The sequence below is a fragment of the Mesorhizobium sp. BE184 genome (genome assembly GCF_031457045.1).
Classification (GTDB): domain Bacteria; phylum Pseudomonadota; class Alphaproteobacteria; order Rhizobiales; family Rhizobiaceae; genus Mesorhizobium.
In genome coordinates this window covers 610343-630038 of record NZ_JAVDVU010000002.1, presented here as the reverse complement: position 1 = coordinate 630038, position 19696 = coordinate 610343, and the positions used below count along the sequence as shown (strand labels likewise).

Annotated in this window: 14 protein-coding genes; 9 read left to right on the top strand and 5 right to left on the bottom strand. The window is 64.3% G+C overall.

The window, feature by feature from the left end; all coding sequences use genetic code 11:
• Positions 1-17: 17 nt before the first annotated feature.
• The 9 genes from J2X35_RS11135 to trxA all read left to right on the top strand — a co-directional run bounded on the left by J2X35_RS11135 (position 18) and on the right by trxA (position 14400).
• Positions 18-419: a PTS sugar transporter subunit IIA gene (locus tag J2X35_RS11135; RefSeq protein WP_056113874.1), complete on the top strand. Its 402-nt coding sequence runs from the start codon at positions 18-20 to the stop codon at positions 417-419.
• The gene (locus J2X35_RS11130) at positions 416-712 is read left to right on the top strand and encodes an HPr family phosphocarrier protein (RefSeq protein ID WP_310185324.1); all 297 of its coding nucleotides are present in this window, start codon (positions 416-418) and stop codon (positions 710-712) included. Before J2X35_RS11135 ends, J2X35_RS11130 begins: the two co-directional genes overlap by 4 nt.
• A 142-nt stretch (positions 713-854) precedes the next feature.
• On the top strand, positions 855-2249 hold the full coding sequence (gene ahcY / locus J2X35_RS11125; protein WP_056116322.1) for an adenosylhomocysteinase: 1395 nt from the start codon (positions 855-857) through the stop codon (positions 2247-2249).
• Positions 2250-2545: 296 nt separating this feature from the next.
• Positions 2546-5098 carry an ATP-binding protein gene (locus tag J2X35_RS11120; protein WP_310185322.1) on the top strand — a complete coding sequence of 851 codons (2553 nt, stop codon included), beginning with the start codon at positions 2546-2548 and terminating at the stop codon, positions 5096-5098.
• Between the two features lie 8 nt (positions 5099-5106).
• Positions 5107-6612 carry a tRNA (adenosine(37)-N6)-threonylcarbamoyltransferase complex ATPase subunit type 1 TsaE gene (gene tsaE / locus J2X35_RS11115; protein WP_310185320.1) on the top strand — a complete coding sequence of 502 codons (1506 nt, stop codon included), beginning with the start codon at positions 5107-5109 and terminating at the stop codon, positions 6610-6612.
• A 26-nt stretch (positions 6613-6638) separates the two neighbouring features.
• On the top strand, positions 6639-7343 hold the full coding sequence (locus J2X35_RS11110; protein WP_310185319.1) for a nucleotidyltransferase family protein: 705 nt from the start codon (positions 6639-6641) through the stop codon (positions 7341-7343).
• Between the two features lie 5 nt (positions 7344-7348).
• Positions 7349-10486, top strand: coding sequence for a double-strand break repair protein AddB (gene addB / locus J2X35_RS11105; RefSeq protein WP_310186128.1), 3138 nt, complete (start codon positions 7349-7351; stop codon positions 10484-10486).
• The gene (addA, locus tag J2X35_RS11100; protein WP_310185317.1) at positions 10483-14001 is read left to right on the top strand and encodes a double-strand break repair helicase AddA; all 3519 of its coding nucleotides are present in this window, start codon (positions 10483-10485) and stop codon (positions 13999-14001) included. The genes addB and addA overlap by 4 nt, the downstream gene beginning before the upstream one ends.
• A 75-nt stretch (positions 14002-14076) precedes the next feature.
• Positions 14077-14400: a thioredoxin gene (gene trxA / locus J2X35_RS11095; protein WP_056113895.1), complete on the top strand. Its 324-nt coding sequence runs from the start codon at positions 14077-14079 to the stop codon at positions 14398-14400.
• 63 nt (positions 14401-14463) lie between these two features.
• On the opposite strand, the gene J2X35_RS11090 is transcribed toward trxA, so the two are convergent.
• From J2X35_RS11090 to J2X35_RS11070, 5 genes are all read right to left on the bottom strand, one after another.
• Entirely contained in the window at positions 14464-15795 is a 1332-nt protein-coding gene (locus J2X35_RS11090; RefSeq protein WP_310185316.1) for a folylpolyglutamate synthase/dihydrofolate synthase family protein, read from the bottom strand.
• 63 nt (positions 15796-15858) lie between these two features.
• Complete coding sequence (accD, locus tag J2X35_RS11085; RefSeq protein WP_310185315.1) at positions 15859-16782, bottom strand: acetyl-CoA carboxylase, carboxyltransferase subunit beta; 924 nt, start codon at positions 16780-16782, stop codon at positions 15859-15861.
• Between the two features lie 36 nt (positions 16783-16818).
• Positions 16819-17634 (bottom strand): tryptophan synthase subunit alpha, encoded by an 816-nt coding sequence (gene trpA, locus J2X35_RS11080; RefSeq protein ID WP_310186127.1) that lies wholly within the window; start codon positions 17632-17634, stop codon positions 16819-16821.
• A 29-nt stretch (positions 17635-17663) separates the two neighbouring features.
• Positions 17664-18914, bottom strand: coding sequence for a tryptophan synthase subunit beta (gene trpB, locus J2X35_RS11075; RefSeq protein ID WP_310185313.1), 1251 nt, complete (start codon positions 18912-18914; stop codon positions 17664-17666).
• An 86-nt stretch (positions 18915-19000) separates the two neighbouring features.
• Positions 19001-19660 carry a phosphoribosylanthranilate isomerase gene (locus tag J2X35_RS11070; protein ID WP_310185312.1) on the bottom strand — a complete coding sequence of 220 codons (660 nt, stop codon included), beginning with the start codon at positions 19658-19660 and terminating at the stop codon, positions 19001-19003.
• Positions 19661-19696: the final 36 nt, after the last annotated feature.

Genomic DNA, 19696 nt, shown 5'->3' with positions numbered 1-19696 from the left:
ACGGGAGCCGCCAAAGAATGATCGGACTCGTGCTCGTGACGCACGGTCAGTTGGCCAACGAATTCCGCCACGCTGTCGAGCACGTGGTGGGACCCCAGGAAAATTTCGAAACCGTGGCCATCGGCGCCGACGACGACATGGAGCAGCGCCGCCGCGACATCGTCGGCGCGGTTGAGCGGGTCAACACGGGAGCCGGTGTGATCGTGCTCACCGACATGTTCGGCGGTACCCCCTCGAATCTGGCGATTTCGGTAATGGAGTCCGGTCAGACGGAGGTGATTGCGGGCATGAACCTGCCCATGCTGATCAAGCTCTCCAGCATCCGCAAGGGCGACGACATGGCCACGGCGCTGACGCAGGCGCAGGCGGCCGGCCGCAAGTACATCAATGTCGCCAGCCAGTTGCTGACCAGCAAATGAGCGACACGGCTTCCGACAAGACAGAGATCGTCCGCGAGTTTCGCATCATCAATCAGCGTGGGCTTCATGCGCGCGCTTCCGCAAAGTTCGTGCAGGTTGCCGGCAGCTTCCAGGCCTCGGTGGATGTCGAGAAGGATGGCGTCAAGGTCGGAGGCACCTCCATCATGGGCTTGATGATGCTGGCAGCCAGCCCCGGCTGCTCGATCCGCGTCATCGCCAGCGGCCCGGAGGCGCGTCAGGCGCTCGAAGCGCTGGAGGACCTTGTCGCCGCCCGCTTTGGCGAGGAAATTTAATTTTCCAGGACATGCAGGGATAAAGATTTCTTTATATCCCATTGTCGAGCGTGCGCCCTTCTGCTAGTCAGACGCCACATCGCGATCCCTTGTGGCGCATGCCGCGCGGGCGCGTCTATCGGAAAACCGACTGGAGTTCGCCATGAGCAAAGATTATGTGGTCGCCGACATTTCCCTCGCCGCCTGGGGTCGCAAGGAAATCGAGATAGCAGAAACGGAAATGCCGGGCCTCATGGCCTGTCGCGACGAGTTCGGCGGCAAGAAGCCGCTGAAGGGCGCGCGTATTTCGGGCTCGCTGCACATGACGATCCAGACGGCGGTGCTGATCGAAACGCTCAAGGTGCTGGGCGCCGATGTTCGCTGGGCGTCCTGCAACATTTTCTCCACCCAGGATCACGCGGCCGCCGCCATCGCCGAAGCCGGCATCCCGGTCTTCGCGATCAAGGGCGAGACCCTTGAGGAATACTGGACCTACACCGACCAGATCTTCCAGTGGGCCGATGGTGGGCCCACCAACATGATCCTCGACGATGGGGGCGACGCCACCATGTACATCCTGATCGGCGCCCGCGCCGAGGCTGGCGAGGATGTTCTTTCGAACCCGGGCAGCGAGGAGGAGGAAATCCTCTTTGCCCAGATCAAGAAGCGCATGAAGGCCTCCCCCGGTTTCTTCAGCAAGCAGCGCGAGGCGATCCGCGGCGTCACCGAGGAAACCACCACCGGCGTCAACAGGCTCTACCAGTTGCAGAAGAAGGGCTTGCTGCCCTTCCCGGCGATCAACGTCAACGACTCGGTCACCAAGTCGAAATTCGACAACAAGTACGGCTGCAAGGAATCGCTGGTCGACGGCATCCGCCGCGGCACCGACGTCATGATGGCCGGCAAGGTCGCGGTCGTGTGCGGCTATGGCGACGTCGGCAAGGGCTCGGCCGCCTCGCTCAAGGGCGCCGGCGCCCGCGTCAAGGTCACCGAGGTCGATCCGATCTGCGCGCTTCAGGCCGCGATGGACGGCTTCGAGGTCGTGACGCTGGAAGATGCGGCCCCGACCGCCGACATCGTCATCACCACCACCGGCAACAAGGACGTCATCACGCTCGACCACATGCGCGCGATGAAGGACATGGTCATCGTCGGCAACATCGGCCACTTCGACAACGAGATCCAGGTCGTCGCGCTGCGCAATCTGAAATGGACGAACGTCAAGCCGCAGGTCGACATGATCTCGTTCCCGGACGGCAAGCGCATGATCCTGCTTTCGGAAGGTCGCCTGCTCAATCTCGGCAACGCTACCGGGCATCCGAGCTTCGTCATGTCGGCTTCCTTCACCAATCAGGTGCTGGCGCAGATCGAGCTCTATTCCAAGCAGGGCCAGTACCAGAACCAGGTCTATGTCCTGCCCAAACACCTCGACGAGAAGGTCGCCCGTCTGCATCTCGACAAGCTGGGCGCCAAGCTGACGGAGCTTTCAGGCGAACAGGCCGCTTATATCGGCGTGACCACCACCGGGCCGTTCAAGCCGGAACACTATCGCTATTAATTCTGCTGCTGCGGAATACCAAATGTTGAAGCCGGGTGAATTGACAATTCATCCGGCTTCATTTTTGCGCGTCGGTGCTTCACGCCGATTCGGCGAGGCGTTATTGTGAACTGATTCGCGAAGCTTCCGGCTGGCGCGTGGCCCCGGCAGGGGAATCGGTCTGGAACCGGTCACGTGTCTGCTTTCCTGGTATCGGGGCGTTCTTTGCGTGTCCAATTCGGGCGCGGAACTTTCGATTCGAGGATAGAAACCGGCCGACGGGCGGTCTTGCATTCAGGCGGCGGAGAGGACAGGACATGCCGGGGGAAAACCCGCTGAAAGCGGGACAGGCCGCTTCCGGCGGCCACAAGGATTCGACCGTCAATCCGCTATCGGCTGGTGGAGCGGGTTCCTTGTGTCGTGGGCTCAGGGCTCTGCTGGCCGGTTCCACGGCTTTCATCGCCGCTTTCTCTTTCGCCGGCGATGCCAACGCGCAGCAAGTCGCGAAAGCACTTCCTGTCAGCACTGTGGAAGTCATACAGCTAGCGGTCTTCGTGGGCGTCATGGGCGCCGCCCTGATCTCGGCCATTCTGCTCATTCGCGAGCGGGCAAGGACGGCATCGGAGAATGTCCAGCTTCGAGCCCGTATCGCCGATGTGAATGCTGCCTTGCAGCGCTCGGAAGCGCTTTTGAACCTGCGCGACCAGCGGGTGATTGCGTGGAGCACCGAAAACCGGAAAACCGAGCTCATCGGAACGCTGCCGGTCGAGACCGGAGCGCCGGAAGACCGTTCGGCCTTCCTGGCTTTCGGCCGCTGGCTGATGCCACGCTCGGCGGCCGCGCTGGAGCATGCGCTGACGGCCTTGCGCGAGAAAGGCGACGCTTTCGACTTGGCGGTTGAAACGCAGGCCGGCGCGCCGCTTGAAATTCAGGGTCGCAAAAATGCGTCCTATGTCTTCGCCCGCTTCCTCTCCCTTTCCGAGACGCAGCGCAGCCACGCCAGGCTGAAGGTCGAAAACCAGCGGCTCACATCGGACCAGGAAACGATTCTCGGTCTGCTCGACGCGCTGAAGATGCCGTTCTGGGTGCGCGCCGCCGATGGAAGGCTGAAATGGGTTAATCGCGCCTATGCAGCAGCGGTCGAGGCCGACAATTCGGATGCCGTCATCCGCGAAGGCAAGGAGTTTTTGGGCAGCAGCGCACGCGAGGCGATTGCCGAACAGCACAGGTCCCGTCCGGTATTCGAGCATACGCTCCCAACCGTCATCGGCGGCGACCGCCAGATGTTCACCGTCACCGATGTTGCTACCGCTGAAGGATCGGCCGGGCTGGCCTGTGACGTCAGCGCCATCGAGACGGTGCGCGAGGAATATGAGCGCACCGTCCAGAGCCACGCCGACACGCTGGATCAGCTCAATACGGCAGTCGCCATATTCGATGCCGATGCGAAACTGCGCTTCTTCAACCAGGCTTTCCAGAAACTCTGGGCGCTCGACATCGCCTTCCTGCACTCCTCGCCCGACAATGCGCTTCTGCTCGACAGGTTGCGCACCGAAGGCAAGATCGCAGAACAGCCGGAATGGCGGCGCTGGAAGGAAAACCTGCTCAGCGCCTACCGCGCCGTCGAATCGCAGGAGCATTGGTGGCATCTGCCGGATGGCAAGACCGTGCGTGTCATCGCCAACCCGCAACCCAAGGGCGGGGTTACCTGGGTGTTCGAGAACCTGACCGAGAAGATCGACCTGGAAAGCCGCTATCAGACAGCCGTGCGCGTGCAGGGGGAGACGCTGGACAACCTGGCGGAAGGGGTGGCGGTGTTCGGTCCGGATGGGCGGCTGCGCCTGTCGAACCCGGCCTTTGCCGCTCTGTGGCGGCTTGATCCCGACCAGGTGAAGCCCGGCGAGCATGTGTCGGTCATCCGGGATCTCTGCGACGCGCGCGCCAAGGATGGACCCTGGGCCGGTTTCGTCGCCGCCATAACCGGCTTCGACGAGGAGCGTCGCGACCGTCACGGCCAGACCGAGCTGACCGACGGCTCCATTTCGCGCTACGCCGTCATCCACCTCCCCAACGGGCAGGTAATGATCACCTTTGTCGATGTGACCGACAGCGTCAATGTCGAGCGGGCGCTGAAGGACAAGAACGAAGCGCTGCTGAAGTCGGACCAGTTGAAGAACGAGTTCGTGCAGCACGTGTCATACGAACTGCGGTCGCCGCTCACCAACATCATCGGCTTCACCGAACTGCTTTCACTGCCGGGCACCGGTCCGCTGAGCACCAGGCAGCGCGAATATGTCGAGCATATCGGCTCGTCGTCGTCGGTGCTGCTCACCATCGTCAACGACATTCTGGACCTTGCCACCGTCGATGCCGGTATCATGCAGCTCGATATCTCCGAGGTGCAGATAGACCGCACCATCGCCGCGGCGGCTGACCTTGTCGCCGACCGGCTGGAAGAGCACAAAATATCGCTGAAGATCGAAGCGGCAGCTGCCCCGAAAAGTTTCCATGGCGATGAAATCCGCATCCGCCAAATCCTCTACAATCTGCTCAGCAATGCGGTGAACTATGCGCCAGAGGCCAGCACGGTGACTCTTGCCTGCCGCCAGTCCGGCGCCGGCGTCGAGTTCTCCGTCCATGACGACGGGCCGGGAATGCCGCCCGACGTTCTGGAAACGGTCTTCCGGCGCTTCGAGCCGAGGGTCAACGGCGGACGCCGCCGCGGCGCTGGTTTGGGCCTGTCCATCGTCAAGAGCTTCGTCGAGCTTCACGGCGGCTCCGTCCGCATCGAGACCGGCGAGAATCGCGGCACCACCGTAGTCTGCACTTTCCCTGATGCGCCGTCGGGCATCCGCGAAGCCGCCGAGTAGCGCTGCCCATGGCTGACGAGGGCATGGAACGCTTTCTCGCCGATGATGCGGCGACGGCCAGGCTGGGCGAGGACCTCGCCATGGCCCTGCGTCCGGGCGATGTGTTTGCGCTTCAGGGTGATCTCGGCGCTGGCAAATCGACGCTTGCCCGTGCCCTGATCCGCGCGCTTGCCGACGATTCCGCCCTCGATGTCCCGAGCCCGACCTTCACGCTTGTCCAAAGCTACGAGACGCGCGTTCCCATTCACCACTTGGATCTCTACCGGCTAGGCTCGGCGGCTGAACTGGACGAGCTCGGCCTCGACGACGCGCTGGCCGAGGGCGCGGCGCTTGTCGAATGGCCGCAGCGCGCCGCATCGAGGCTGCAGCCGACTCTGACCGTCGAGCTTGTCCATAAGGGTGACGGTCGCTTGGCGGTGATGTCCGGCGGGATTGCTTTCGATCGGGTGAAGCGCTCGCTGGCCATGCGCGATTTTCTCGGGTCTGCCGGTTGGGGAGAAGCCCTCCGCCGCCATTTGACCGGCGATGCCTCCGCGCGTTCCTATGAGATGGTCTCGTTGGAAGGCGAAGCGCCGCGCGTGCTGATGAACTCGCCGCCGCTGGTGCTCGGTCCTCCCGTGCGCGGTGGCAGGCCCTATGCCGAGATCGCCCATACGGCGCAGACGGTGGGCGCCTTCGTCGCCATCGATCGCGCCTTGCTGGAGGGTGGCGTCAGTGTTCCGGAAATTTATGCGCGGGACCTCGACGCGGGCTTTCTGCTGCTTGAAAACCTGGGATCGGGCAACTTTCTGGACGAGGCGGGAAGCCCCGTCGCCGAACGCTATGCCGCCGCCGCCGAACTTCTCGCGGCGATGCATGGCCGTCGCTGGCCTGACGCCATGGAAGCAGCCCCGGGCGTCGTCCATCACGTGCCGCCCTTCGACCATGACGCCATGATGATCGAGGCGAGTCTGCTGCTGGACTGGTATGTGCCCGCCGTCACTGGCGATGCCGCATCCGAGCGACTGCGGGGTGATTTCGAGCGCGAATGGCAGGGACTGTTCGACCGGCTCGCTGACGCCGAATACACGCTGATGCTGCGGGATTTCCATTCGCCGAACATCATCTGGCGCGGCGTACGGCGGGGACATGACCGCCTTGGCATCGTTGACTTCCAGGACGCGCTCATCGGCCCTGCCGCCTACGATGTCGCCTCGCTGGCCATGGATGCGCGCGTCACGGTGCCTATGGAGATCGAGCAATCGACGCTCGACGCTTATGAAGCGGCGCGCCGCGCCGCGGGCGCTTTTGACGAAGGCGCGTTTCGCGAATCCTATGCGATCATGGCGGCGCAGCGGAATTCGAAGATTCTCGGTATCTTCGTGCGGCTGGATCGTCGGGACGGCAAGCCGGCTTATCTGAGGCATCTGCCGCGCATCCGCGACTATCTGCGGCGCGCGCTGGGACATCCATCTCTGGCGGGGCTGAACCGCCTCTATGCCGAGAACGGCATCCTTGAGGAAAGAGCGTTGTGAGCGGTCGAAGCATCCCCGGAACAGCCATGGTTCTTGCCGCCGGTCTGGGGAAACGCATGCGGCCGATCACCGACACGATGCCGAAGCCGCTGGTCAAGATTGCCGGCAAGGCGCTGCTCGATTGGAGCCTCGATAGCCTCGCCGCTGCCGGCGTGACAAAGGCTGTCGTCAACGTCCATTATTTTCCGCAGCAGATCATCGACCATGTAGCGGACCGCAAGACACCGCGCATCGTCATATCCGACGAAAGCACGGGCCTCCTCGATTCCGCCGGTGGCATCGTTAAGGCTTTGCCCGAACTGGGAGCGGAGCCGTTCTTCGTCGTCAACGCCGATACGTTCTGGATGGACGGGGGTGAATCCAATTTGCAACGCCTTGCCCTTGAATGGGACGAGGCGAGCATGGATATTCTGCTGATGCTTTCGCATCTCCATACCGCCACCGGCCATAGCGGCGGCACCGATTTCCTGGTTGCGCCGGACGGTGCGCTTCGCCGCGCCAACGGCGATCCGTCGGGTCTGATCTATGCGGGTGCGGCCATCGTCCACCCCCGCATTTTCGCTGGCGCAACGGCAGGGCCGTCGTCCCTCAACGGCCATTTCGACGAAGCCATTGCGGCGGGCCGCCTGTTCGGAATGCCGATGCAGGGTCACTGGATCACGGTCGGCACGCCAGAGGCGATGGCGCCGGCGGAAGCGGCGGTGGAACGGGCGCGCGGCAAGGCGCGATGAGCGCCATGGACCCAGGGTCATCGCCTCGCGTTTTCTCGATCCCGCCCGGTGTCTCTTTCCTGTCGACGCTGGCCGAGGCGCTGCTGTCGGGCCGGCTGGTGCCGGATTTCCGCTATGACGGCGATCCGCTGGCCTTGGCCGACGCCACGATCTACGTGCCGACGCGGCGCGCCGCCCGCACCCTGCGCGCCATCTTCACCGAAGTCCTCGGCGGCAACTCCGCCATCCTGCCGGTCATACGGCCGCTCGGCGAGTTCGACGAGGATGAGGCCGCTTTCGAAACCGTGGAGTCGGAAGAGGCAGCGGCCATCAACCTTGCGCCGCCCATGGCATCGGTCGAAAGACTGCTGCTGCTGGCGCCGCTGGTGCGGCTCTGGAAAAGCCGGCTGCCGGCGGAAGTCGCCGCGCGGTTCGACGAGGAAGTGACGGTCCCGGCCTCCGCTGCCGACGCCATCTGGCTGGCGCGCGATCTCGCCCAGCTTATGGACGAGGTTGAGATGGAGGGGTCGGACTGGGCCAGGCTCGCCGGCCTGGTCGACGGCAATCTCGCCGGCTGGTGGCAGGTGACGCTCGACTTTCTCAAGATCGTCACCGAGTTCTGGCCGCAAATACTCGACGAACGCGACCGCTCCAATCCCGCTGCGCATCGCAGCGCCCTCATCCGCATGGAAGCCGCGCGACTGAAACGGAATCCGCCGAAAGGCCCGGTCATCGCCGCCGGCTCGACCGGCTCGATACCAGCGACGGCCGAATTGCTGGCTGCGATCTCTGGTTTGCCCCGTGGCGCCGTGGTCCTGCCGGGATTGGATCAGGCGACGGACGATATCTCTTTTGCTGCGATCACCGCACCCGGCGCCAAGCCGGCTTTGCTTGGCCATCCGCAATACGGGTTGGCGAAACTCATCGGCAAGATGGGGATCCTGCGCCAGGATGTGGAGGAAGTGGGAGTCCCGTCTTCTGCCCTGTCGCAGCGCGCCGCGCTGCTTTCGGAGGCGCTCCGGCCTGCCGAGACAACCGATCTGTGGGCGCAGACGCGCAGCCGTTTCAGCGACGCCGATATCGATGCGGCGCTGTCCGGCGTGACGCTTGTCGAAGCCGCCAATGAGCGCGACGAGGCTGCGGCCGTCGCCATTGCGCTCCGGCGCGCTGTCGGGCAGCCTGGAAGGCGCGCGGCGCTGGTCACGGGCGACAGGGCGCTGGCGCGCCGGGTCTGCGCCGAGCTGCTGCGCTTCGGCATCGTTGCAGACGATTCCGGCGGTACGCCGCTTGCCGACGCGCCGACAGCCGGTCTGCTCCGGCTCATCCTGGAAGCGGCGCTGCGGCCCGGCGATCCGGTCGTTCTGCTCGCGCTCATCAAACATCCGCTGCTTGCGCTGTCCCTGGACCGATCCCTGATCCGCCACGCGTCCGAGATCGTCGAACTGGTGGCGCTGCGTGGCGGCACCGGCCGTCCGGACATAGTGTCCCTGCCCGAGCTGTTCGAGGCCCGGCTGCTGCGCCTGCGCGACGAGGCAAGCCGCCCGCCCTTCTGGATGCCGCGCCTGTCGACACGGCGGATCGAGGAAGCGCGCGATCTGCTCCGACGCCTGATCGCTGCGGTTCTTCCGCTCACCGCGCTGCGCGCCAAGGCGGAAACCGGCATCGCTGAACTGGTCCGTTGCAGCGTCGTCACGCTGGAAAATCTGGGACGCGACGCGGACGGCAGTCTCGCCAGCCTCTATGCCGGCGATGCCGGTGACAAGCTCGCTGAGGTGCTGCGCCAGCTCGTCGCTGCCGACGCTCCGTTTGCCGTAAAGCCAGACGAATGGCCGGATGTCATGGCGGCCTTGATCGCGCCGGAAGTCGTCAAGCCTGCCCGCGGGGCCGATCGATCCGTCGCCATCTGGGGCGCGCTGGAGGCGCGGCTGCAAAGCGTCGATACGCTGGTGATCGGCGGCCTGAACGAGGGCGTGTGGCCGCGCAAGCCCGAGAGCGACCGCTTCATGTCCCGGCTGATGAAGACCGGCATCGACCTCGAACCGCCGGAACGCCGCATCGGCTTGGCCGCCCATGATTTCCAGATGGCGATGGGGATTCCCGAGGTGGTGCTGGCGCGCTCGGCACGCGCCGGCGACGCACCCGCCGTTCCCTCGCGCTGGCTGCAGCGCCTGCTGACCTTCGTCGGCAAGCAACAGGCGGACGAGTTGCGCGGCAGGGGCGAGAAACTGCTTGCCTGGGCGCGCGGGTTGGATGCTGGCGAACGCACGGACTTTGCGCCCTGGCCGCAGCCGAAGCCGCCGGTTTCCGCCCGGCCCGACCACTTCTCCGTTACCGAGATCGAAACCCTGCGCCGCGATCCCTACGCCATCTATGCCCGCAAGGTTCTGGCCCTTTCGCCGCTCGACCCGCTGATCCGCGATCCGGGCGCGGCCGAGCGCGGCACGCTCTTCCATGCCATCCTGCATCGCTTCTCAACGGCCGTACCTGATCCCGCGGCACCCGACGCGCTGGAGCAATTGCTCGCTGCCGGCCGCGCCTGTTTTGCCGAAGCCGAGCTGCCGCCGGACGTCGAGGCGGTTTGGTGGCCGCGCTTTGCCATGCTTGCCGGCAACATCATCAACTGGGAGCAGGAACGGCCGCAGGGCGTCACGCGCCGCTCCGCCGAGGAACGCGCACAGAAAACGGTGGTCGGCGAGTCCGGCGTCTCGCTTTCCGGCTATGCCGACCGCATCGATCTTCTGGCAGGCGGCATGGCCGATATCCTCGACTACAAGACAGGATCGTCACCCTCCAAGGCGCAGGCGCACACGCTGCTGGCGCCGCAACTGGCGCTCGAAGGCGCCTTGCTGAAGCGCGGTGCGTTCACGGCGCTGGGCGCGCGCGAGCCGTCGCAGTTGGCCTTCGTGCGGCTGAAGCCGAACGGCGAGGTATTCGAAGAATCGATCCTGGAATACAGGAACAAGCCCCGCAGCGCCGCCGAACTCGCGGAAGAAGCCTGGGTCCGGCTGGAAAAGCTTCTTCTTCATTATCGCAATCCCGAGGTCGGCTATCTGTCGCGGGCCTTGCCCTTTCGCGAGGGCGAAGCCGATGGCGACTACGACCATCTCGCGCGTGTGTTGGAATGGTCGGCCGGCGGCGACGACGCCGACGGAGACGACGAATGAAGCGCGCCTACCCCATACCCTCCGAGACGGCGTCGAACCAGGCGAGCGCTTCCGACCCGCTCAATTCGGCCTGGGTTTCGGCCAATGCCGGCTCGGGCAAGACCCATGTCTTGGCGAACCGCGTTATCCGGCTACTCCTGCGCGGCACCGACCCATCGAAAATCCTCTGCCTGACCTATACGCGCGCAGCGGCTGCCAATATGTCGAACCGCGTCTTCACCACGCTGTCGGACTGGACCGTGCTCGGCGATGAGGAACTGGCCGACAAGGTCGCGGCGCTCGATGGCCGGCGTCCGGATGGCGATGGTATGCGCCGGGCGCGTCGGCTGTTTGCCGAGGCGTTGGAAACGCCCGGGGGGCTGAAGATCCAGACCATCCATGCCTTCTGCGAATCGGTGCTGCACCAGTTTCCGTTGGAGGCGAACATCACCGCGCACTTCCAGCTGCTGGACACGCAGATGGAGGCGATGCTGTTTGCCGCTGCCCGGCGCGACATGATCTCGGGCGCCGGTGGCGAGGACAACAGAGACCTCGCCGATGCCTTCGCCACCGTCCTGGAGCGCGGGGGCGAGGCCGGTCTCGATGCGCTTCTCTTTGAAATCCTGCGCAAGCGCGACGGACTGCGCGAATTCATCGCCGCAATCGGCGGCGACGGTTCGCGTTTCGCAGCCCTTTTCGAAGCGTTTGGTTTCCGCAATGACGAGACGGCGGTGGACATCGCCTCCGCGGTCTGGCCGCTGCCAAGCTTTTCGCCCGCCTATCTCGAAACGCTGGCGGTGGCCGCCCGTCGTCTGAGCGCCAACAGAGCGCAGGACTATCTGGTCGGCGACGCCCAGCAGGCCTTTTGGGAGACCGAGCCTGTTCGCCGACTCACTCTTCTCAAGAAGGCGTTCCTGAGCGAGAAGGGCGAGGCCTACAAACCGGACTGGCTGTTCAGCAAGGCGCTGTGCGGTCAGATGTCCGACCTGCCGGCGCGCTATCTGGATGCGACCGCAGCCATTGCGGACGTATCGGACCGGCTGGCTCTTTTCCGGATGCTGGAAGGCACGCGCGCCGCGCTGACCATCGCCGACTGGCTGATCGCCCGCTACGAGCAGCTCAAGCACGGCCGGGGCTTCCTTGATTTCAACGATTTGATCGTGCGCACGGTCAATCTCCTGTCGCGTGCCGATGCGGGCCCCTGGGTGCAGTACAAGCTCGATCAGGGAATCGACCACATCCTCCTCGACGAGGCGCAGGACACCAGCCCCGAGCAATGGGACGTGGTGCGCAAACTGGCCGAGGAATTCTTTGCCGGCTCCGGCGCGCGCGACAACGTGCTGCGCACTATCTTCGCCGTCGGCGACGAAAAACAGTCGATCTATTCGTTCCAGGGCGCCGCGCCCGATTCCTTCGAGGAAAGCCGCAATCTGTTCGCCGCCCGGATCAGGAACGGCAACGCCGCTTTCGCCAACCTCAAGCTGAAATGGTCCTTCCGCTCGACCGGCGATGTCCTCGCCGCCGTCGATCGTGTCTTCGCCGATCCTGAGACACGCCGCGGCATCAGCCACGATCCCGATCCCCTCGTTCACAAGCCGATACGTCACGACGCACCGGGTTATGTCGAGGTCTGGCCATCGCTCGGCGCCGCGGCGGTCGAGGAGCCTGACGACTGGACCTTGCCGGTCAACCATCTCGGCGCGCCGGCCGTCCGCGTCGCCGAGCATATCGCCGCCACCATCAAGGGATGGCTGGACAGCGGCGAAATCATCGAAGGACAGGGGCGCAGGCTGAAGGCGGGCGACGTCGTCGTTCTGGTGCGCAAGCGCGGCCGTTTCGTCCACGCGCTGTCGAAGAGCCTGAAGGACAAGGGCATACCGGTGGCCGGCGCCGACAGGCTCAGCCTGCCCGGCCATATCGCGGTTCAGGATATGATCGCGCTCGGCCGCTTCCTCATTCAGCCAGAGGATGATCTATCGCTCGCCGCCGTGTTGCGGTCGCCGATCTTCGACATCTCCGAGGACCGGCTGTATGCCCTTGCCGCCGGGCGCGGACCCGGCGTTTCGCTCATCATGTCCCTGCGCGAGAAGGCGCGCACCGACAAGGTCTTGGCGGAGACCGCCGAGAAGCTGGACGAATGGAGCAACGAGGCTGCTTTCAAGCCGGTGTTCGAGTTCTATGCCGGGCTGCTGGCGCGCGACGGTGTCCGCAAACGGATGATGGCCCGGCTGGGACCCGAGGCCGGCGACATACTGGACGAGTTCCTGAACTTCGCTCTGGCCGAGGAACGCACCGGCATGCCCGGCCTCGAGACATTCCTGTCGACGCTGGAAAGCGCCGGACCGGAGATCAAGCGCGAAATGGACCAGACGCGCGACGAGGTGCGCGTCATGACCGTCCACGCTGCCAAGGGGCTGGAAGCGCCGGTCGTGTTCCTCGTCGATGGCGGCTCCGCGCCATTCAGCGACCAGCACCTTCCCCGGCTCATACCGTTTTCGCACCCGGACGGCTCATGGCGCGGCAAGGGTTATCTGTGGCGGGCTGCGGGCGATGTTGCCAACGACTTCTCGCGGCAAGTCTCGACGCAAGCGCGCGACCTCGCCGACGACGAGTATCGCCGTCTGCTCTATGTCGGCATGACCCGCGCCGAAGATAGGCTCATCGTCTGTGGTTATCACGGCAAGCGTACCCCTTCTCTCGGCACCTGGCATTCTATTGTGAGCCGCGCCCTGTCTTCCGCGCCGCATAGCCGCGAACAGCCGCATCCTGTAACCGGAGACCCGGTCTTGCGCTTCCGTGTAACGGACCTGCCGCCCCTGAAGGGCGACGAGCAAAGCGAACGCCCGCCGGCGGATTTCGGGCGACTTCCGCAAAGCCTGTTCGATGCGCTGCCACCCGATGACGACTTGCCGCGGCCTTTGTCGCCGTCGGGTGCTTCGGCGCTGATCGACGCGGCCAGGGAGCCGGCAACGGACAACAGTTCCCCCGTGTTGGACTTCAAGGCGGAACCCGCTTTCGCCATCCAGCGCGGTCTGGCGATGCACAAGCTGCTGCAGATGCTGCCCGGTATCGCAGCGGCGGAGCGGCACGCGGCTGCTGCCCGCTATCTCGCCAGGGCCGGAGTGGGCTGGAGTGAGACAGATCGGCTCAAGGCGCGGGCCGCGGTCGCTTCGATCCTCGAAGAGCCGCGTTTCGCGCCGCTGTTTTCTGAAAGCTCCCGCGCCGAGGTGACGATAGCCGGCACCATCGATGTGAGGGGCAAGCCGCGCGCCGTTTCCGGCAAGATCGACCGCCTGGCGGTGACTGGGCAAACGGTGTGGATCGTCGATTTCAAAACCGACCGCTCGCCACCGGCAGGCCTCGACACTGTGCCCCCGGCCTATGTCCTGCAGCTTGCCCTCTATCGCGCTTTGCTGCGGCCGATCTATCCCGGCAAGGAAATCGCCGCCGCGCTGCTTTTCACCGAAGCGCCCCGCCTGATCGAATTGCCGGCTGCGGCCATGGATGCCGCGCTTGCCCGACTCACCGCATCGTGACACAAGAAATGCTTGAACAAAGACGCGATAGCCACCACATTTGGTGCGACGCGTTAACTCGAAAGGATTCCACCGATGGCCACCGTGAAGGTCGACAAGAGCAATTTCCAGGCTGACGTGCTCGACGCCAAGCAGCCGGTCGTCGTTGATTTCTGGGCCGAATGGTGCACGCCGTGCAAGATGATCGCACCGGCGCTTGAGGACATCGCTGCCGAACTCGGCGAGAAGATCAAGGTCGCCAAGCTCAACATTGACGAGAACCCGGAACTGGCGGCGCAGTTCGGTGTGCGTTCGATCCCCACCCTGATGATCTTCAAGGGCGGAGAAGTCGCCGACATGAAGGTCGGCGCTGCGCCGAAGACCGCGCTGTCGCACTGGATCAATGGCGCCGTCGCCTGATCGATATCCGATTTTTGCAAAAAATAAGCCCGGCCTTGAGCCGGGCTTTTTTGCGCCGGCATATCAAGTCGGCGGGGTGCCGTTTTCGGCCAGAACCGCGCCGGCAAGATAGAGCGATCCGCTGATCAGGATGCGGGGTGGCTTTTCCGGCTCGTGCCAGATTTCGGCGAGCAGCATCAAGGCCTCGCCGACGGAGCTGACTGGTTCCGCCGACAGGCCTGCCTCTACCGCACGAATGGCAAGTTCGTCGTTCGGCACGCCGGCGTCGCTGGTCGAAACCGGCACCGTGTAGACATGCCGGGCCAGCCCCTTGAACGCGCTGAAATAGCCGGTCTGGTCCTTGGTGTTGATCATGCCGCAGATCATGAACAGCGGCCGCGGGCTTTTTTCTTCCTGCTCGGCCAGCGCTTCGGCCACGACGATTCCGGCGCCCGGATTGTGACCGCCGTCGAGCCAGATCTCGGAACCCGCCGGCGCCATGTCCACCAGCCGTCCCTGCGTCAGCTTCTGCATCCGTCCCGGCCATGAAACAGTCGTCATCGCCTTTTCAACGGCGCGCTCGGTCAAGTCGAAACCTGCTGCCTTGATGGTGGCGATGGCGGCTGCGGCGTTGGTAAACTGATGGCGACCGGGAAGGCGGGGCGGCGTGAGGTCCATCAAGCCGTCCTCATCCTGGTAAACCATGCGGCCGTTCTCGCCATAGGCGAGGAAATCCTGGCTGTAGACCGTCAGCGGACAGCCGAGGCGCTTGGCGGTCTCGATCAGAACCTCCAGCGCGGTTTCGCTTTCCTGCGCGCCGATCACCACCGGCGATCCCGGCTTCATGATCCCCGCCTTTTCGGCGGCGATCAGTTCAACGCGGTCGCCGAGATAGGCTTCGTGGTCGAGCGAGACCGGCATGATGACCGAGACGGCGGGCTGGCAGACGACATTGGTGGCGTCGAAACGCCCGCCGAGACCGACCTCGATGATCGCCGCATCGGCGGGATGCTCGGAAAACAGGATGAAGGTGACGGCGGTCAGCACCTCGAAGACAGTGATGGTCTCGCCATTGTTGGCCTTGGCGACCCGCGCGATTGCTTCGGCGAAGACCCTGTCTTCCACCAGCTTGCCACCGCCCGGCGCCGCCAGCCGGTAGCGCTCATGCCAGTGCACCAGATGCGGCGACGTATGGACGTGGACGGTAAGGCCCGCCGCCTCCAGCAGCGCGCGCGCGAACGCGGCGCAGGAGCCTTTGCCATTGGTGCCGGCGATGTGGATGACAGGCGGCAGCCGGTCTTGCGGATTTCCCAGCCTTTCGAGCAGCCGCGAGATGCGGTCGAGCGAAAGATCGAACCCCTTCGGGTGCAACGCCATCAGGCGTTCGATTTCACGGTCGGCGGAGAGCGTGGTCATGGAATGCCGTTCAATCGTGGATGTCGGTCCTCACCCGGAAACCGGGTGAGGAATGCCCCAATCTCAGGCCTGCGGCCGTGCTTCCGGAACCGCCACGGCCGGCGGCAGGATTTCGGGTTGGAGCGGTTTCTCTTCGACCGGCACTTTCATCAGAAGCTTCAGCAGATTGGCGACGGTCTTCTTCATCTCGAGCCGGGACACGACCATATCGATCATGCCGTGCTCCATCAGATATTCTGACCGCTGGAAACCCTCCGGCAGTTTTTCGCGGATCGTCTGCTCGATCACGCGCGGGCCGGCGAAGCCGATCAACGCACCCGGCTCGGCGATATGGACATCGCCCAGCATGGCGTAGGAGGCGGTAACGCCGCCGGTGGTCGGATTGGTCAGCACCACGATATAAGGCAGCCCGGCTTCCTTCAGCCGGTCGACGCCCACCGTCGTGCGCGGCAACTGCATCAGCGACAGAATGCCCTCCTGCATGCGGGCACCACCCGAAGCGGCAAACAGCACCAGCGGACGTTTGCGCTTCAACGCCGTATCGAACCCATGCACGATCGCCTCGCCGGCGGCCATGCCAAGCGACCCGCCCATGAAGGCGAAATCCTGCACGGTGGCAATGATGGGCAGGCCCTCGATCGTACCCGCCCCGTTGACGATGGCGTCTTCGAGATTGGTCTTGGCCTTGGCGTCCTTGAGCCTGTCCGTATAGCGCTTTTCGTCGCGGAACTTGAGCGGGTCGAGCACCACCTTGGGGTTTTCGAGCTGCTCGTATTTGCCATCGTCGAAAAAGAAGCGCAGCCGTTCCTTGGCCGAAATCTTCATGTGATGGCCGGATGCCGGGATGACGAACTGGTTGCTCTCCAAATCCTTGTGGAAGACCATCTCGCCGCTCTCCGGATCCTTGATCCAGAGGTTTTCCGGCATATCCCGCCGGCCGAGCATCGAGTTGATCTTCGGGCGGACGTAATTGGTGATCCAGTTCATGACTTTGGCTCCTGTCCTGGCAAAGAGGTAGGAAAACTATTCGGCGGCAGCAAGGCGGGCGGTGCGAACGCCTTGTGACAGGCCGTTGACCAGCGTTGCCACGGCTTCCGCTGGGTCGGCGGTCTTCTCGCCCTTCGGGCCGAGCACATTGGCGACCGCATTGACGATCGCCGTGCCAACGACGACACCGTCCGCCGAGGCGCCGATAACGCGCGCCTGCTCCGCCGTCTTGACGCCGAAGCCGACGCATACCGGCAAATCCGTATGGCCCTTGATGCGCTTGACGGCAGCGGCAACCTTGGTCGTATCCGCCAGCGCTGAACCGGTAATGCCGGTCATCGACACGTAGTAGACGAAGCCGGAGGTGTTCTGTAGCACCTTGGGCAGCCGCTTGTCGTCGGTCGTCGGTGTTGCGAGGCGGATGAAGTTGACGCCGGCTTTCAAGGCCGGCACGCACAGCTCGTCGTCCATTTCCGGCGGCAGGTCGACGATGATCAGCCCGTCGATGCCGGAAACCTTGGCGTCGGCGAGGAAGCGATCTACCCCATAGATGTAGATCGGGTTGTAGTACCCCATCATGACGATTGGCGTCTCGTCGTCGCCCTTGCGGAATTCCGCCGCCATGGCCAGCGTCTTCTTGAGCGTCTGCCCGCCCTTCAGCGCGCGCAGGCCGGCGGCCTGGATCGCCGGGCCATCGGCCATCGGGTCCGAGAAGGGCATGCCCATCTCGATAACGTCCGCGCCGGCTTTCGGCAGCGCCTTCATGATCGACAGCGAGGTGTCGTAATCGGGGTCGCCACTCATGAAGTAGGTGACGAGCGCCGGGCGGCCTTCGGCCTTGAGCTTCGCCATGCGGCGGTCGATGCGGGTATCGGTCACCGTCAGATCTCCATGCCCATCATCTGCGCCACCGTATGCACGTCCTTGTCGCCGCGGCCGGACAAATTGACGATGATGATCTTGTCCTGGTCCATGGTCGGCGCAAGCTTGACCGCCTGTGCGATGGCGTGAGCCGATTCCAGCGCCGGGATGATGCCCTCCACCTTGGTGGTAAGCTGGAAGGCGTCGAGCGCCTCGTCATCCAGGATCGGCACATATTCGACGCGGCCGCTGTCGCGCAGCCATGAATGTTCCGGGCCGACGCCGGGATAGTCGAGGCCGGCTGAGATGGAATGGCCGTCGAGGATCTGGCCATCCTCGTTCTGCAGCAGATAGGTGCGGTTGCCGTGCAGAACGCCCGGCTTGCCGGCGTTCATCGAGGCGCAATGCTCGTCGCCCTCCAGCCCGCGACCGCCGGCCTCGATGCCGACAATGCGCACGTCCGTGTCGTCGAGGAAGGGGTGGAACAGGCCGATGGCGTTCGAGCCGCCGCCGACGGCGGCGATGATGGCGTCGGGCAGGCGGCCTTCCTGCTCGAGAATTTGCGCCCGCGCCTCGGTGCCGATCACCGACTGGAAATCGCGCACCAGTTCCGGATAGGGGTGCGGCCCGGCGGCGGTGCCGATCAGATAATAGGTGTCCTCGACATTGGTGACCCAATCGCGAAGCGCTTCGTTCATCGCGTCCTTCAGCGTGCCGTGGCCTGCGCTGACCGGCTTCACCTCGGCGCCGAGCAGCTTCATGCGGAAGACATTCGGCTTCTGCCGTTCGACATCGGTCGCGCCCATATAGACCACACAGGGGTAGCCGAAGCGGGCGGCGACCGTGGCCGAGGCGACGCCGTGCTGGCCGGCGCCGGTCTCGGCGATGATGCGCGTCTTGCCCATGCGCTTGGCCAGCAGGATCTGACCGAGGCAATTGTTGATCTTGTGCGAACCGGTGTGGTTCAAGTCTTCGCGCTTGAAATAGATTTTCGCGCCGCCGTGCCCACCTTTGGCGGCGGCCGTCTCGCGCAGATGCCGCGTCAGCCCTTCAGCGAAATAAAGCTTTGAGGGTCGCCCGGCATAGTGGGTCGAGAGGTTCTGCAGCTCCGCCTTGAATTCCGGATCGTCCTTGGCCTCGTTCCAGTGGCGCTCCAGCTCAAGGATAAGCGGCATCAGCGTCTCGGCGACGAAGCGGCCGCCGAAAATGCCGAACATGCCCTGTTCGTCGGGCCCGGTGCGGAAGGAATTTGGCATCGCCGGCTTGTTCATCGCCGATCTCCTAACTTGTCTTTGTCGGACTTGCCGTTGCGTGCGAGACGCTCTCCGTCGCCGATGGAATGCTTCTGCGGTGCATGTCAGGCGGCGCGGGCCTTGCGCGCAGCCGCGACAGCCCGGACGAATTCGGCGATGCGTGCCGGATCCTTGACGCCTGGGCTGCTCTCCACACCCGACGATACGTCAACGCCGGGTGGGTTTGCGAAGCGGATGGCGTCGCCGACATTGGCGGGATTGAGCCCGCCGGAAAGCACATAGTCGATGTCGCGGTCCAGGCCGGCCAGGATATGCCAGTCGAACGGCAGGCCGTTGCCGCCCGGAAGATGCAGATCGGTGAGTGGTTTGGCGTCGAACATGAAGCGGTCGGCAACACCCCGGTAGGAGCTGACGATGTCGAGATCGGCAGCTTCATGCACCGAGAACGCCTTCATGACCGGAATGCCATAGCGCGTCTTCACATAAGCCACGCGCTCCGGGGTTTCCTCGCCATGCAGTTGCAGCATGTCGGGCGCCATGCCAGCGACGATTGCGTCGAGTTCGGCGTCGCTGAGGTCGACGGTTACGGCAACCGCCTTCGCCTTGCCTTTGGCGGCCTGGCGCAAGCGCCCGGCTGCCGCCGGATCGACAGCGCGCGGGCTGCGCGGATAAAAGATGAAGCCGACATGGGTCGCCCCGCAGGCAAGCGCCGAGGCGATGCCTTCTTCGGTCTTCAATCCGCATATCTTGATGTCGATCGTCATGGCGGCGGAATTGGCATGAAAAGGCCCAAGAGTCGA